The following is a 13840-nucleotide window of genomic DNA, read 5'->3' on the forward strand; positions in this document are numbered from 1 at the left end:
GTTACGCAACGCTGCCTGTTACCATGCGTACCAGCCGTGCATACATTGACTAGGATCGACCATGACCATTCGTAAGACTATCACCCGTTGGGGCCCCACCAGCCTAGCCGTATTGCTAGCAGCCAGCCTAGCAGGCCCCGCTCATGCACAACCGTCGGCCGAACAAGCCGAGACGGCGGTGGCCATCACCGGCGATGCCGCTACCAGTGCCGAGCAAGTTGCCGACGCCCGTGAATTGCCGCGTGGCCATTTCCGCTTACCCGAACATGGCGACATCATCGGTGAGTACTACACCGTTACCGTCGATAATCCGGAAGAGACGCTGATCGACATCGCACGTCGCCATAATATTGGCTACGAAGAGATTCGCATGGCGAATCCAGACGTTAGTCTATGGGTACCGGGTGAAGGTACCGAGGTAGTGATTCCGGCGCGCTACATTCTGCCGCCTGCGCCACGTGAGGGCGTGGTGGTCAATCTCTCCGAGCTGCGCCTTTACTACTACCCTGCCGACAATCCCGGCATTGTGGAAACCTACCCTGTCAGCGTTGGCCGCGAGGAGTTCGCAACTCCGGTAGGCATCACGCGGACCACGGTCAAAGTCAAAGACCCTGCCTGGGCACCGCCCGCCTCGATGCGTCGTGAAGCGGCTGCAAGGGGCGAGCCTGCACCTGCTATCGTTCCACCAGGGCCTGACAACCCGCTTGGCCGTCACGCCATCTTGCTGGCCATGCCGAGCTACTTGATCCATGGAACCAATAAGCCTGATGGCGTGGGTATGCGTGTCAGCCGCGGCTGTATTCGCATGTACCCGGAAGATATCGAATCACTCTACGAGCGTCTGCCTAGCGGCACTCAAGTCAACCTGATGGATGCACCGTTCAAAGCGGGTTGGGCAGCTGACGGTACGCTGTTCGTGCAGTCTTATCCGCAGCTGGAAGAGAACGTCGGTGACTTCGAGCCGTTGCTCAATGCCATCGAGCGCGTCAGCGAACTTGCTGAAGATCAAGCGGAGATAGACTACGAACAGGTCAAGCGTGCGGTAGAAGCGCCAAATGGCCGTTTCGTGGCGCTTTACGGCCCACAGGCACCTGCTCCTGAGCCGGAACCCGAACCGCAGCCCACACAACAACTGGAAGGGATTTTGGAGGGTGTCGAGCTCTCCACTACCGTCCGTGTGGAAGGCGATGCCTGATAAGGCAAACGCTAGACAACAAAAAACCCCGCCAAGGCGGGGTTTTTCACATCTACAGCAGCCACCGAACATGCATCATGTCCGGTGGCCCAAGCAGAATTACTTCTGCATGGAACGCTGGAACATGCGGTTCATTTCTTCACGGTTCTGCTCAGACATCTGCAGAGCAGCTTGCGCGTCGCGCTGAGCTTGGTTTGCAGTGTTCAGAGCTTGTGAAGCCATGCTGCGAGCTTCTGCAGCGTCAGCTTGTGCAGATTCAGCAGTCATGCGAACTTCTTCCAGAGCGCTGGTAGAAGCACAGCCAGCCAGGATTGCCAGAGAAGCGGCAGCGGCAGTCATCTTCAGAGCAGTCTTCAGAGTCATAGTGTTCTCCTTGAGTCTTCCTTGGGTACTACGTTAAGGGTATGACAAAAAATAAGGCTAAAACGTTAGCTTAAATTTGTCTACCTGCGGTGCAGGTTCGTTACAGCGACTTGTACCAGGGTTACGTACCAGGGTACGCAAGTCAAACGCTGTTTTATAATAGACCACAGCGGTTGTCTATAGCCACGTGTTCAAAACCTAGAACTTCCTTCAACAACACAAGCCTAGCGGATCACCACGCGAGTGCCAACATCTACTAGCTGGGCGACTCGCTCGATCTCTTCGTTGGTCACCGCCACACACCCTTGGGTCCAGTGGAAGTTACCGTGAATGTCTGGATCACCGCCGCCGATCCCGTGAATGCCAATAGCGCCTCCCAGCGCCGTATTTTGCGGGGGAGAGCCAAAACGCCGGTAGTGATCGAAGTAGGCCTCGTAATCCGCTTGGGAGTAGATACCTGCATCGAGCGCCATTCGGGCGTGAGGTGGCGTAGGATAATCGATACCGATGAAGATATGCCACTGACTTTCGTAATTAAATCGATTGATCCGAAACTCGCCCAGCGGCGTGACGTTATCACCGCGAACACGCTGGGTCTTGGCCCCACCACGGCCTAAAGAGATAGGCGCGAAGCGTTCGATCAATGCATTGCCACGGAAAATACTCAGCGTAGCGTCTTTGTCGTCGATCAGCACCCATAGCTCATTGCTATGGCGCGGCACTGGCGCACGAGTAAGCAACGTCGCCACTAGGTCGGGCGGCGCATAGTCGTCGACGGTGCTGGTCGTCGCAGCGGTGGCTACGGCGGGCCAGCTCAGGGCCATCGCTAAAAATCGGCGGCGGTTCACAGGCATCATTATGGCTCTCAAAAAAACGGGCCAGCGGTGCTGACCGACAATGCGTTAATGATGGCTGTTATACCTTAAAGATGCCGCCATTGTCAGCGTATTAGCAAGCAATATGCGTTGATAAGCATCGCTCGCTCTACACGATGCGCCAGCAAAACGGTGCAGTCGATGGCGCTACATCGAGCAGCCCGCACCTAGAGGTCGTCAAACTCTTGCATACTGACGACGAGCTTGCGAGCCTCTGCGTTGTGGCCTTGAGCAAGAGCATTGAAAAACGTTTCCTCTGGCTCGATTTTGGCTCGCGACGCCCGATGCTCATAGAGGCTCTGAAGCTTACGATGAGCCTCTACTGCCGTCTCGGTTAGCTCATCGATGGAGCCCGCCACACTCTGCTCGGCAAGCGCTTCCAGCTCAGGGGGCTGCGGGAAGTCGCTGGAATCATCGAACCAGGTCTCCAGTACTTCGCGGTGGTCTGAGCCATCATGAAACAGCGCTTCTAGCCCCGTTTTCATTTTCAACTCGCTGTCCGCTAAATAGCGTAGCGCCATGGCCAAACGTTCAAGCTCGGCTTGACTGGCAGCATCGCTATACTGACGCGCCATACGAGCATGATAGCCTGTCGCCCACTCGATGAGATCCTTGACTTGGTTGTAGCGCATCCGTGTCTCCTCTGTGGTTGTGTTAAGAACCTGAGGGCGAATCAGCCCATTTCAAGGCTAACGCACAGCGCCGATTTCCTCATCGCGCCTCCCTCGACCCTATGTCAGCGCAGTGCGATCTACCACTCCTCGCTGGTCTCTCTCAGCGAAGCGATCTCTCGTTTGGCAGCCGCTAGGTTGTCCAACAGTTGCTCTGCCAGCGAGCGCTGGCTGCCAACGGCGATCATGGCAGGGTTCTGCACGGTGCGCCGTGCGGCCCCTTCGTCACTGTGCAGCTTGTCTAGCTGCCCCACGAGCCAATGAAGCCAGTGGTCGGGTTGATGCATGGCGTCACGCAGACGCTGGAGCTCGGCCACATCGGGCCCGTCATTGGCGAGCAGCGCGCGCCAGTCATGGCTCGTCAACCGTGCGTGCTCGGTCACCTCTTTGAGCAGCGAGCCCAGTGCTAGCTCGAACAGCGCCAGCGCGCTCTCTTCGATGGCCATCCGACGGGCAGGGCTGTGCTCGTCATCGCCTACCGGTAGGCCTACCAGCAGTTCGGCCTGATACAATAACTGGTTAGTACGGGAACGCGGGCTCACTTGCGTTTATCCTCCACGTGCCATTTGCCGCCTTCGAAGGTTGCTTTCCACCCGGTCGCTTTACCCTCTTCGTCGGTCATCACGTACTGCTCTTTGTTTTTACGTGAGTAGCGAATTTGCGCAGGACGACCATCCGGGTCTTCACTCGGCGCTTTCAAGATGAAGTGGTACTTCTCCGGCAGCTCATCGGCATGCGCTTTGAGTTCCTTGACCAGCGGCGGGCGTGTTTCCCGGTTTTTAGGGAATTTACTCGCCGCCAAAAACAGTCCGCTTGCCCCATCACGCAGTACATAGTGGTCATCTACCTTTTGGCAGGCCAGCTCCGGCATGGGGATAGGGTCCATTTTGGGCGGCGCTACTTCGCCGCTGCGCAGCAGCTTACGGGTGTTTTTACACTCGCTGTTGGTGCAGCCAAAGTACTTGCCAAACCGCCCGGATTTGAGCTGCATGTCCGAGCCGCACTTATCGCACTCGATGAGCGGGCCGTCATAGCCTTTGATCTTGAACTTACCGCTTTCGACTTCGTAGCCTTCGCAGTCAGGGCTGTTACCGCAAATGTGCAGCTTGCGGGTTTCATCGATCAGGTAGTTATCCATGGCCGTGCCGCATTTCGGGCAGCGGCGCTTGGCGCGCAACGCATCGGTTTCCGCCTCTTCACCGGCATCTTCTGCCACCGCTTCCTCGCCAGGAATCAGGTCGATGGTCGTCTTGCAGCGCTCTTTGGGCGGTAAATTGTAGCCACTGCATCCCAGGAAGACGCCGGTCGAGGCCGTGCGAATCTGCATTTTCCGGCCGCAGCTCGGGCAGTCGATGTCGGTAGGCACCGGCTGGTTGGGGCGCATGCCCTCCTCGCTTTCGGCCTTCATCAACTCCATGCGGAATTCATCGTAGAACGCGTCGAGCAGCGCCTGCCAGTTACGCTCGCCTTCGGCCACCTCATCAAGGCTATCTTCCATGCGCGCCGTGAAGGAGTAGTCCATCAGATCCGGGAAGGATTCTTTCAGCCGCTCGGTGACGATGTCCCCTAGTTTTTCGGCATAGAAACGGCGGCTCTCCAGCTTCACATAGCCGCGGTCCTGAATGGTCGAGATGATCGACGCGTAGGTCGAAGGGCGCCCTATGCCCTGCTTCTCTAGCTCTTTGACCAAGCTGGCTTCGGTGTAGCGAGCAGGCGGCTTGGTGAAATGCTGCTGTGGATCGAGCGTCTCGAGACGCATGTTCGTGCCGGTCGGCAGGTCCGGCAAGCTTTGGTCTTCATTTTTGCCGGTGGGTTTCATCACCCGTGTGTAACCATCGAATTTCAGCACGCGGCCTTTGGCTCGCAGCTCATAGCCATCCACTTCCACACTCAGCGTACTGGAGAGGTATTCGGCAGGCGTCATCTGGCACGCCACGAATTGTCGCCAAATGAGCTCGTAGAGACGCTCGGCGTCGCGCTCCATGCCTGAGAGATCCGTTGCTTTACGCTCGACACTCGAGGGGCGGATGGCCTCGTGGGCCTCCTGGGCGCTCTCTTTGCTGCTGTAACGGTTGGGCGACTCGGGCAAATAGCGCGCCCCATACTCATCACCAATAAACGAACGAACGCTCTCAACCGCATCTTTCGAGAGGTTGGTGGAGTCAGTACGCATATAGGTGATGTAGCCCGCTTCATAGAGGCGCTGAGCCATGGTCATGGTTTTCTTGACCGAAAACCCTAATCGACCACTGGCGGCCTGCTGAAGTGTCGAGGTAATGAACGGTGCAGTGGGCTTGGAACTGGTCGGCTTATCCTCGCGAGAGGTGATCGACAGCTTGGCTTTACGCAGCTGAACGATGCGCTCCATCGTCTCTTGTTCGGACGTGGGGCGGAACGCCTTCCCATCTTGCCTCGCCAGAGCAAACCGCACCAGCTCGCCTTCTGGGGAGACGAGGTCCGCATGCACATCCCAAAACTCTTCGGGAATGAACGCACGGATCTCCCGCTCACGCTCGACGATCAGGCGCACCGCCACCGACTGCACGCGCCCAGCAGAAAGCCCCCGAGCAATTTTTGCCCACAGCAAAGGCGACAGCATGAAGCCCACGACACGATCGAGAAAACGACGTGCCTGCTGGGCTTCGACACGGGGCAAGTTCAGCGCGCCAGGCGCTTTAAAGGCATCTTGAATGGCGTTCTTGGTAATTTCGTTGAACACCACGCGCTTATAGCGGCTGTCGTCGCCCCCAATGGTCTCGCGAAGGTGCCACGCAATGGCTTCCCCTTCGCGGTCCAAATCCGTCGCGAGATAGACGGCATCGGCTTTCTCGGCGAGCTTTTTGAGTTCGGCGACGACCTTCTCTTTACCGGGCAGCACCTCATAGTGAGCTTCCCAGCCGTTATCGGGGTCGATACCCATACGCCGAATCAACTGATCGTGGGCCTTGCGCTTTTTATACTCAGCCTTCTCTTCCGCCGACATCTTACGCGTTGCCGCGGCTTGGCGAGCGCGCTCCTTCGGGTCGGAGGCTGCCTTGCCTGAGCCGCTGGTCGGCAGGTCACGTATGTGGCCCACGCTCGACTTGACGATGAAATCGTTGCCGAGATACTTATTGATCGTCTTCGCTTTCGCGGGCGATTCGACGATGACCAGTGACTTGCCCATAGTGCTCCACTTTCCTATTGCCCAGGCGCTGTCGCCCATGCTCTGAATACGTTGCCGCCACCACCTTGGCATGACGACCATGAAAAAATGCGCCTACCCTACCCCAGCCCTTGATGAAGCGCCAGTAGCAACCTAACCGGGAAATGCAGGGTTGACGCTTCGCATCGTCAGTGCGTCACACTCGAAAGGATAGGGGATGCCGTTTTATCAAGGGGTAGCTAGACACTAGACTGCCGCTTGCCGCTCGGCAACCCAAACAGTCGCCTTGCATAAAAAACGCCCCCACGAGTGAGTGGGGGCGCAGCGACGTCAGGCAAGCGTATTATTGCTTGCGCTGGGTTCCTTTTCGCTGGCTTGGCGCTCGACGTGAGGGCTTTTTAGCAGCCGTATCACTGGCCGTATCCGGCGCGGCGTTAGCAGGGGCCACCTCCTTTGTCTTGGCACTCTCGACAGAGGCGTTCTCAGCCTCGCCGGACGCCTTGGCTGCAGGTGCGCTCACGGCTTTGGGGCGCGCCTTGTCAAACAGAGCCTTAACCTGCTCGAAGCGTTCGGCCGCGTGCTCCGAGAGCTCACCGCTCGCCGCAAATACGTGTTCGAGGTGAGTAATATAGCCATCGATGCGCTCGTTGCTTTGACCCTTCAGCAGCGTAGGCAGCGATGCTAGCGCTTGCTCCCTATCGAGCTTCAGAATGAAGAATTGCTCGCGAACCAAACGCTTGAACTCACTAAGCGAAGTGCTCGGCTCGAGTTCTGCGCGTGATGCACGCAACCGCTTGAAGTTGCGCTCGTCGGTGGCCGGTGCACCGCCAAGCACGTAAATAACGGAGCGCATCACGGCCTCATGAGGCCCCCCCTGGGCAATTTTGTGACGCAGCTCGTTTTGACGATGCTCGATAAAACGGCGGTGCTCAGGCTCGGCGCCCGGACGGCGACGATGGACGTGGGCATCGCCGTACAAGCCGACGGCTGCTTGCAGAAGCGGCTGACCGTAAATATCCATGAACATCCGCTCAGTGCTGCTATCGCGCAGATCTCGCCAAGCATCCAAGCTCGCCACGATCTGATCGGACGCCATGCTTTCCAATGCTTTGAACATATTGTCCTGTTCGACCGGCTGACGATGACGACGAACGTACTCTGCCATGACGGGTAGCGGCACCGTCAGCGGATTGCGATCTGAGAGGAGCTTGTATCCTAAGCGGATGGGATGCATGCGCCGAATCCAGCGGGCAGCTTCAGGTGTCATGACAGCCTGTAGCCAGGGCTGCAGGTAAAGACGGTAAAGTCCCAAATTGATTTCGGAGATACGCGCGACCGTCGCAAAGCGCCGATCATCCTCGGGCTTGTGCATCACGTCTTGGTCGAGTTCTGCGAAATTACGCGGCGTGAACTCCAGCAGGTAGTCCCGCTCGATCAGTTCGGCATCCGTACGCTCACTGGCATGGGAGATGGTCGTCTCGTAGAGCCCCGGCGGCATGACGTCGATATAATCCATGTTCGCCGTGAACTCGGAGTGCTCTTTACGCGAGACGCTACCAGAAACGAAAATACCCAAATGGCCGGTGGTATCGTGCAGGCAGTAGATGATCGTTTGCTCGTTGGCGATGATATCTTCCTCGCCTTCGTAAAGATCACGAATCCAGCCCAACGCTTGGGGCGGCGGCGTAATGTCATCGCCACGCGAGCAGAACACCACGACCGGCGAACGCACGTTGCGCAAATCGATGCGGCGACCGTCGCGAGTGACCAGTTGCGCGGTCGAGAGACGATTGCCCACGAATAGGTTGTCGACGATGTACTGAATTTCGTCGCCGCCCAATACCACGTGGCCTCCCCACCAACGTTCGAACTCCAAGTAGCGCTTGGTTTCGGTATCCACGTTGGCGTAAAGGTGGTACTGCTTCTTCCAGTAGGTGTTGGCCGGATTGAGGCGCTCGAAGTTCTGTACCAACCAAGCGCCGTCGAACAGACCATTGCCGATATCGCTGGTTAGCGCCGTGATCCAGCTACCGCCCGTCATGCCACCGGTGTAGCGCATGGGCGCTTTACCGTGCTCGCCTGCCCAATAAGAGAGCGGTGCTCCGGCAATCAGGATCGGGCCGAAGACATCGGGCTCCAAAGCGGCCGCCATCATGATCTGCCAGCCTGCCTGACAGTTGCCGACCACCATGGGTTTTTCGGTGGTTTCTGGGTGCAGCTCGATGACGTGGCGTAAAAACGCCACTTCCGCCTCGACCACGTCCTCGACGGTTTGGCCCGGCTCAGGGAAAGGCAAGAAGCCAATGAAGTAGCAAGGATGTCCCGCTTTCAAGGCAACACCAAGCTCGCTGTCCGGCTTGAAACCGCCGATCCCAGGACCATGGCCCGCGCGGGGGTCGACCACCACGAAGGGACGTTTTTGTGGGTCGACCTGGACATTACTAGGCGGAAGAACGCGCAGCAGCTCATAGTTCGTCGGGTTGGGCAGCGTACGCCCATCCATCAAAATTTCTGTCTCGAACCCCAACACATTGGGCTTGGTCTGCTCCATGTGCGCTAGATATTGGTTACCGCGTTCGCGCATTACATCCCAGTAAAGAATGTTACGCTCGACGCTGTCTCGCCAGTAGTTCATGGCCGCACGTCCGAACCCAAAGGGGTCCATCATGCTTGCGAGCGCGTCACTGCTCGATGTCGACGCCAGTAGTGGGTTTGCGAGAAAGTTCATAGAGTCTCCCGTTGGGTTGATGCTGGGCACCCGTCCCGAAGCAATAATGCTGCAATGCAATATAGTTTAGGCCACTCCCTGCCTAACGTCGATGATTACCGCCCGCTTTTGTACTTTCCCCTCTTTAAGCCACCCGCACCAGAGTCGTAACCCCAGCTTTCAAAGCGGTAGCGCTCAATCAGTGGTAGCATTTCACCGATGACGCCGCGCTTATCGCTAGCAGTGGCACGCAAAGCGCCAGCGCATCTCACCTAGAGGAAGCTTACCCCGAGGTAATTATGTCATCCCCCACGCTGCTCAACCGCTTAACGTTCCGTCAGTTGCAGGTGTTTCAAGCGGTACATCGTCAACGCTCTTACTCCCGAGCGGCCGAGCAGCTAGGCTTGACCCAACCTGCCGTGAGTGCGCAGATGCGTCAGCTAGAGCAAGCCGTTGGGCAGCCGCTGTTCAAGTACGCGGGAAAAACACTTCACGCTCTCCCTGCTGCCGATACGTTGGCGCTCTCGACCCGGGAAATTTTTGGGCAGCTCTCTCGTCTACAAATGAGCCTGTCAGACATTAACGGCAAAATCAGCGGCAAGTTGAACGTCGCTGCCGTCTCCTCCGCGCAGTATGTCGTGCCCTATGTGCTGGCTAAATTTCGCGCACGCTATCCAGACGTGCAGCTACGGCTAAAGGTCTGCAATCGCAGTCAGGCACTCGAAAGGCTGGCCGAGCAGCAGGATGACGTCGTTATCATGGCCATGGTGCCCGAGGACGATGGCTTAGTGGTCATGCCGATCCTCGAAAACGAATTGGTAGCGGTGGTATGGCCAGAGCATCCACTGCTCAGCATGCCTCGCCCGACGCTGGTCGATTTCGCGCGGCATTTCGTGCTGATGCGCGAACCAGGATCGGGGGTGCGCAGTGCCTTCGAGCAGCTCGCCGTGGATCAGGAAGTGGGGCTGGCCCACCGTATCGAGCTGGGCACCAACGAAGCTATCAAACAGGGAGTCATGGCTCACCTGGGTGTCGCCGTGTTGCCCCGTTTAGCCGTACAGCGCGAGCTCGAACAGGGGTTGCTAGCCACCCTGGCACTGCCCAACTTCCCCATTCGCCGCGCTTGGTGCACGGTGTATCGCCGCGACCACTTCCCGACGCCAGCGGCCGAGCTTTTCTTACGCTTCGTCCGTGAGCATCTAGGCGAGTTCCAGCGCCACTTTCAGGCCCCGGCTAGCCCGCTACCCAGTCATGGCGTTTCCTGCCTGCCCCCTCTCTCATTGGCACACGATGAGTAGCGGTACACGGTGTCTTGTTGATGTTCAGATATGTTACATTATCTACAACCTACGTATCAGTTAGCGTTACTCAGGGCATGGCAGGCAGTCGCCGAGCGACTCCGTTAGACAAACGTGGTTTGCAGCGTACCTCGTGCGATCGTTCCCTTTGCCAGCCGCACAGTAGAGAGGCTCTCTCCTATGAGCAACACCCCTTCCCAGCGCGTGCCCAGCGGCGAAAAATTCCGTAACGAACACGGCATGACGGTGATCAAAGACGGCATGAAGCAGCGCAAAGCGCAGGTGGATGCCCCGTCACTCGAGCGCAAGCCTAAGTGGCTGCGCGCGCAAATTCCCGGCGGCGAGCGATTCGACGCCGTGAAGAAAAACGTGGCCACTCACCGCCTGAGTACCGTTTGCGCCGAGTCCCACTGCCCTAACATGGGCGAGTGCTGGAGCAACGGCACCGCGACCATCATGCTAATGGGTTCCGTATGCACGCGTGCCTGCCGATTCTGCGCGGTGGACACGGGCAACCCGAAAGGCTGGCTGGACCACGAAGAGCCCGACAACACCGCGAAGTCCGTCGAGCTGATGGGGCTGCGCTATATCGTGCTGACCTCCGTCGACCGCGACGACCTCGACGACGGTGGTGCCACTCACTACGCCAACTGCATCCGTGCCATCAAAGCGCGCACGCCCGATGTCGTCGTGGAAGCTCTCACACCCGATTTCGACGGCGACAAATCTGCCATCGAGCGCGTAGTAGACTCGGGATTGGAGGTGTTTGCCCAAAACGTCGAAACCGTCGAGCGGCTGACCAGCAAAGTGCGCGACCCTCGCGCTGGCTACCGCAAAACGCTCGACGTATTGGCCCACGCCAAGCAGTATCGCCCCGACATCATCACCAAAACCAGCTTGATGCTGGGTCTGGGAGAAACGGACGAAGAGATCCTGCAAACCTTCGACGATTTGCGTGAGATTGGTGTCGATATCGTGACGCTGGGGCAGTACCTGCGCCCGACGAAAAACCACCTAGCGGTGGAGCGCTGGGTCAGCCCCGACGAGTTCGAGCGCTATCGCGTACTGGGACTAGAGAAAGGCTTCATGGAAGTGCCTTCTGGCCCGCTGGTGCGCTCCAGCTACCGGGCAGACCGCGTGTTCGAAAAGAACAACTTGGGTCTTGCCGCTCCTGCGGCCATTCCAGGTCAAGAGCCGGACAGCAACCGCATCCCCGCCTTCAACGTCGGCTAACTCGCCGCGGACTGCCTGCATACAGCGCTCTGCAGGCAGTCTTCGTTACGCAGGCACTACCAGGCTACGCTTCAGTCGCGCGGCCAACGCCTGCGCAAGCCGTTCGCCAACGTCTTTAACATTAGCCCCGTCTTGTCCATGAGAGAGATCGACCAAATCGGCAAGACGAGTGACCTGCATACCCGCGTAGCCACAAGGATTGATACGCGCAAATGGAGACAGGTCGCCGTCGACGTTCAGCGCGACGCCATGGTAGCTGGCCCCACGACGAATACGCAGGCCGAGCGAGGCGATTTTGGCCTCCCCCATGGCCGTTTCTACGTAAACCCCCGGCGCATCGGGCTTGGCCCAGCCGCGCACTCCATACGCGTCTAGCACGTCGATCACGGCATTTTCGAGCGCCGTGACCAAGTCACGCACGCCAATCTTGCCCCGACGCACGTCCAGCAGCGGATAGAGGATCACCTGCCCCGGCCCGTGATAGGTGACCTGTCCGCCCCGGTCGGTATTGACCACGGGAATATCGCCCGGCATCAACAGGTGCTCTGGCTTGCCCGCCTGCCCTTGGGTAAATACAGGCTCATGCTCGACCAGCCAAAATTGATCCGCCGTGTTTTCATCGCGCGTGTCGGTAAGCTCACGCATGGCTTCCCATACTGGTAGATAGGGGCGATGACCGAGGCGATGCAGAGCAATCGGGGCGTCGTCGCTCATGGTCATACCACCATGTGCACGCGGCCAGTGGCCTTCAGCTCGTCGAACAGTTGGCTCAACTGCTGTTCCCCTGTGGCCACGATGGTGACTCGAACGGACTGGAAACGACCATTGCGACTATCCACGACTTCCAACGTGGTCTCATCGAAGTCAGGCGCGTGACGCACGATGACTTGGCACACGGTGGCCGGAAAATCGTCAGCCGCATCGCCCACGACCTTTAACGGGTAATCGCACGGGAAGGTAATTTTGGGTGGCTCTTTCGCCACGGGCTGGCGTAAATCACGCAGCCCTTGCTTGGCACCTTTTTTCATAACTCGCCTTTACATTAAGTGAATCGTTGGGCTAATCCCAATAAATAAGGCCCAGACTCTCACAATACAAGGCGTATGGTGAGAGGCTGGGCCCAACACTGGCCGTTTAGCTGGTGAAATTACTGATCAAGTTGCTGAAGAAACGCTGCACTTGATCGAACAGGCGCTTGAACAGCCCACCCTCTTCGATGTTTTCCAGCGCGACGAGCTGGCGTTCTCCCACCATCTCTTCGCCTAGATAGACTTCCAGCGTACCTACGTCGTCACCTACTGCCACGGGCGCTTGAATGTCAGCATCCAAATTTAGACGGGCGCGGAGCTCTTCATTGCGATTGCGGGGCAGCGTCATGAAAACTTCTTCATCCACCCCCACACGTAGCTCGTTGATGTCCCCGCCCCACACGCGCGGCGTTGCCAGCACGGCGCCGCGCTCATAGAGCTTCATGGTTTCATAGAAACGGAAGCCATAGCTCAGAAGCTTTTGCGATTCCTGGGCACGCGCCTCATCGGAACTCGTGCCCATCACCACGGAGATCAGACGCATGCCATCACGCTGCGCCGAAGAGACCAGGCAGTAACCTGCTTCGGTGGTCCAGCCGGTTTTCAGGCCGTCTACGGTCGGGTCGCGCCACAATAGGCGGTTACGGTTCGGCTGATCGATCCCCGCAAACGAGAAGTTACGCTGTGAATAGATGGCGTAGTGCTCGGGATAGTCGTTGATGATGTGACGAGACAGACGCGCCATATCATGGGCGGTCGAGTAGTGATTCTCATGGGGCAAGCCAGTGGCATTCATGAAGTGGGTATCGTTCATGCCCAAACGCGTGGCGTGCTGATTCATTAGGTCGGCAAACGGCGCTTCACCACCCGCCAGATGTTCTGCCATGGCCACGCTGGCATCGTTACCCGAGACGATGATGATGCCATGAAGCAGATTATCCACCGAAACACGATCGCCCACTTCGATGAACATCTTCGAGCCGCCGGTACGCCAAGCGTTTTCGCTGATATTGACCATATCGGTCAGGTTGATGGTGCCACGATCCAGCTCGCGTTCGACCAGGTACGCGGTCATCAGTTTGGTCAAACTTGCAGGCGGCAAACGCTCATCGGCGTTGTGCTCTGCAAGAATCCGCCCACTGTTGGCGTCCATCAAAATCCACGAACTCGCGGCAAGCTGTGGTGGTGCAGGGATGATCGTTTGGGGTTGAGGGATCACCTGAGCCATCGCCGGGGCGACGACGGCCGTCATCGCTGCGAAGAGGCAGAGCTTGGCGGTACGGCGGATTGACATCATTACATTCATCACATACTTCTCACTGACA

Annotated in this window: 12 protein-coding genes; 3 read left to right on the forward strand and 9 right to left on the reverse strand. The window is 58.0% G+C overall.

Annotated elements, in window-relative coordinates:
• Positions 1-61: 61 nt before the first annotated feature.
• The gene (locus tag FHJ80_RS14910) at positions 62-1195 is read left to right on the forward strand and encodes a L,D-transpeptidase family protein (RefSeq protein WP_139528117.1); all 1134 of its coding nucleotides are present in this window, start codon (positions 62-64) and stop codon (positions 1193-1195) included.
• Positions 1196-1294: 99 nt separating this feature from the next.
• Here FHJ80_RS14910 and FHJ80_RS14915 read toward each other — a convergent pair whose 3' ends face one another.
• From FHJ80_RS14915 to FHJ80_RS14940, 6 genes are all read right to left on the reverse strand, one after another.
• On the reverse strand, positions 1295-1558 hold the full coding sequence (locus FHJ80_RS14915) for an Lpp/OprI family alanine-zipper lipoprotein (protein ID WP_016914087.1): 264 nt from the start codon (positions 1556-1558) through the stop codon (positions 1295-1297).
• Between the two features lie 224 nt (positions 1559-1782).
• Positions 1783-2415: a murein L,D-transpeptidase family protein gene (locus FHJ80_RS14920; RefSeq protein ID WP_139528118.1), complete on the reverse strand. Its 633-nt coding sequence runs from the start codon at positions 2413-2415 to the stop codon at positions 1783-1785.
• A gap of 185 nt (positions 2416-2600) precedes the next feature.
• Positions 2601-3065, reverse strand: coding sequence for a 2-hydroxyacyl-CoA dehydratase (locus tag FHJ80_RS14925; RefSeq protein WP_139528119.1), 465 nt, complete (start codon positions 3063-3065; stop codon positions 2601-2603).
• 119 nt (positions 3066-3184) lie between these two features.
• Entirely contained in the window at positions 3185-3646 is a 462-nt protein-coding gene (locus FHJ80_RS14930) for a DUF6586 family protein (protein ID WP_139528120.1), read from the reverse strand.
• The gene (gene topA, locus FHJ80_RS14935) at positions 3643-6270 is read right to left on the reverse strand and encodes a type I DNA topoisomerase (protein ID WP_139528121.1); all 2628 of its coding nucleotides are present in this window, start codon (positions 6268-6270) and stop codon (positions 3643-3645) included. The genes FHJ80_RS14930 and topA overlap by 4 nt, the downstream gene beginning before the upstream one ends.
• 322 nt (positions 6271-6592) lie before the next feature.
• A complete protein-coding gene (locus FHJ80_RS14940) occupies positions 6593-8977 on the reverse strand; it encodes a DUF3141 domain-containing protein (protein ID WP_139528122.1) in 2385 nt (794 codons plus the stop codon).
• Between the two features lie 278 nt (positions 8978-9255).
• Here FHJ80_RS14940 and FHJ80_RS14945 point away from each other — a divergent pair, with 278 nt between their 5' ends.
• Positions 9256-10254: a LysR family transcriptional regulator gene (locus FHJ80_RS14945; RefSeq protein WP_139528123.1), complete on the forward strand. Its 999-nt coding sequence runs from the start codon at positions 9256-9258 to the stop codon at positions 10252-10254.
• 180 nt (positions 10255-10434) lie between these two features.
• The gene (gene lipA, locus FHJ80_RS14950) at positions 10435-11487 is read left to right on the forward strand and encodes a lipoyl synthase (protein WP_139528124.1); all 1053 of its coding nucleotides are present in this window, start codon (positions 10435-10437) and stop codon (positions 11485-11487) included.
• A gap of 45 nt (positions 11488-11532) precedes the next feature.
• Here lipA and lipB read toward each other — a convergent pair whose 3' ends face one another.
• The 3 genes from lipB to FHJ80_RS14965 all read right to left on the reverse strand — a co-directional run bounded on the left by lipB (position 11533) and on the right by FHJ80_RS14965 (position 13821).
• The gene (gene lipB / locus FHJ80_RS14955) at positions 11533-12201 is read right to left on the reverse strand and encodes a lipoyl(octanoyl) transferase LipB (RefSeq protein WP_139528125.1); all 669 of its coding nucleotides are present in this window, start codon (positions 12199-12201) and stop codon (positions 11533-11535) included.
• A 2-nt stretch (positions 12202-12203) separates the two neighbouring features.
• Positions 12204-12515, reverse strand: a complete 312-nt coding sequence (locus FHJ80_RS14960) for a YbeD family protein (protein WP_139528126.1) — start codon at positions 12513-12515, stop codon at positions 12204-12206.
• Positions 12516-12621: 106 nt separating this feature from the next.
• Entirely contained in the window at positions 12622-13821 is a 1200-nt protein-coding gene (locus tag FHJ80_RS14965) for a D-alanyl-D-alanine carboxypeptidase family protein (RefSeq protein ID WP_139528127.1), read from the reverse strand.
• Between the last annotated feature and the right edge of the window lie 19 nt (positions 13822-13840).

The organism is Halomonas sp. BL6 (assembly GCF_006228115.1).
Classification (GTDB): Bacteria; Pseudomonadota; Gammaproteobacteria; order Pseudomonadales; family Halomonadaceae; genus Vreelandella; species Vreelandella piezotolerans.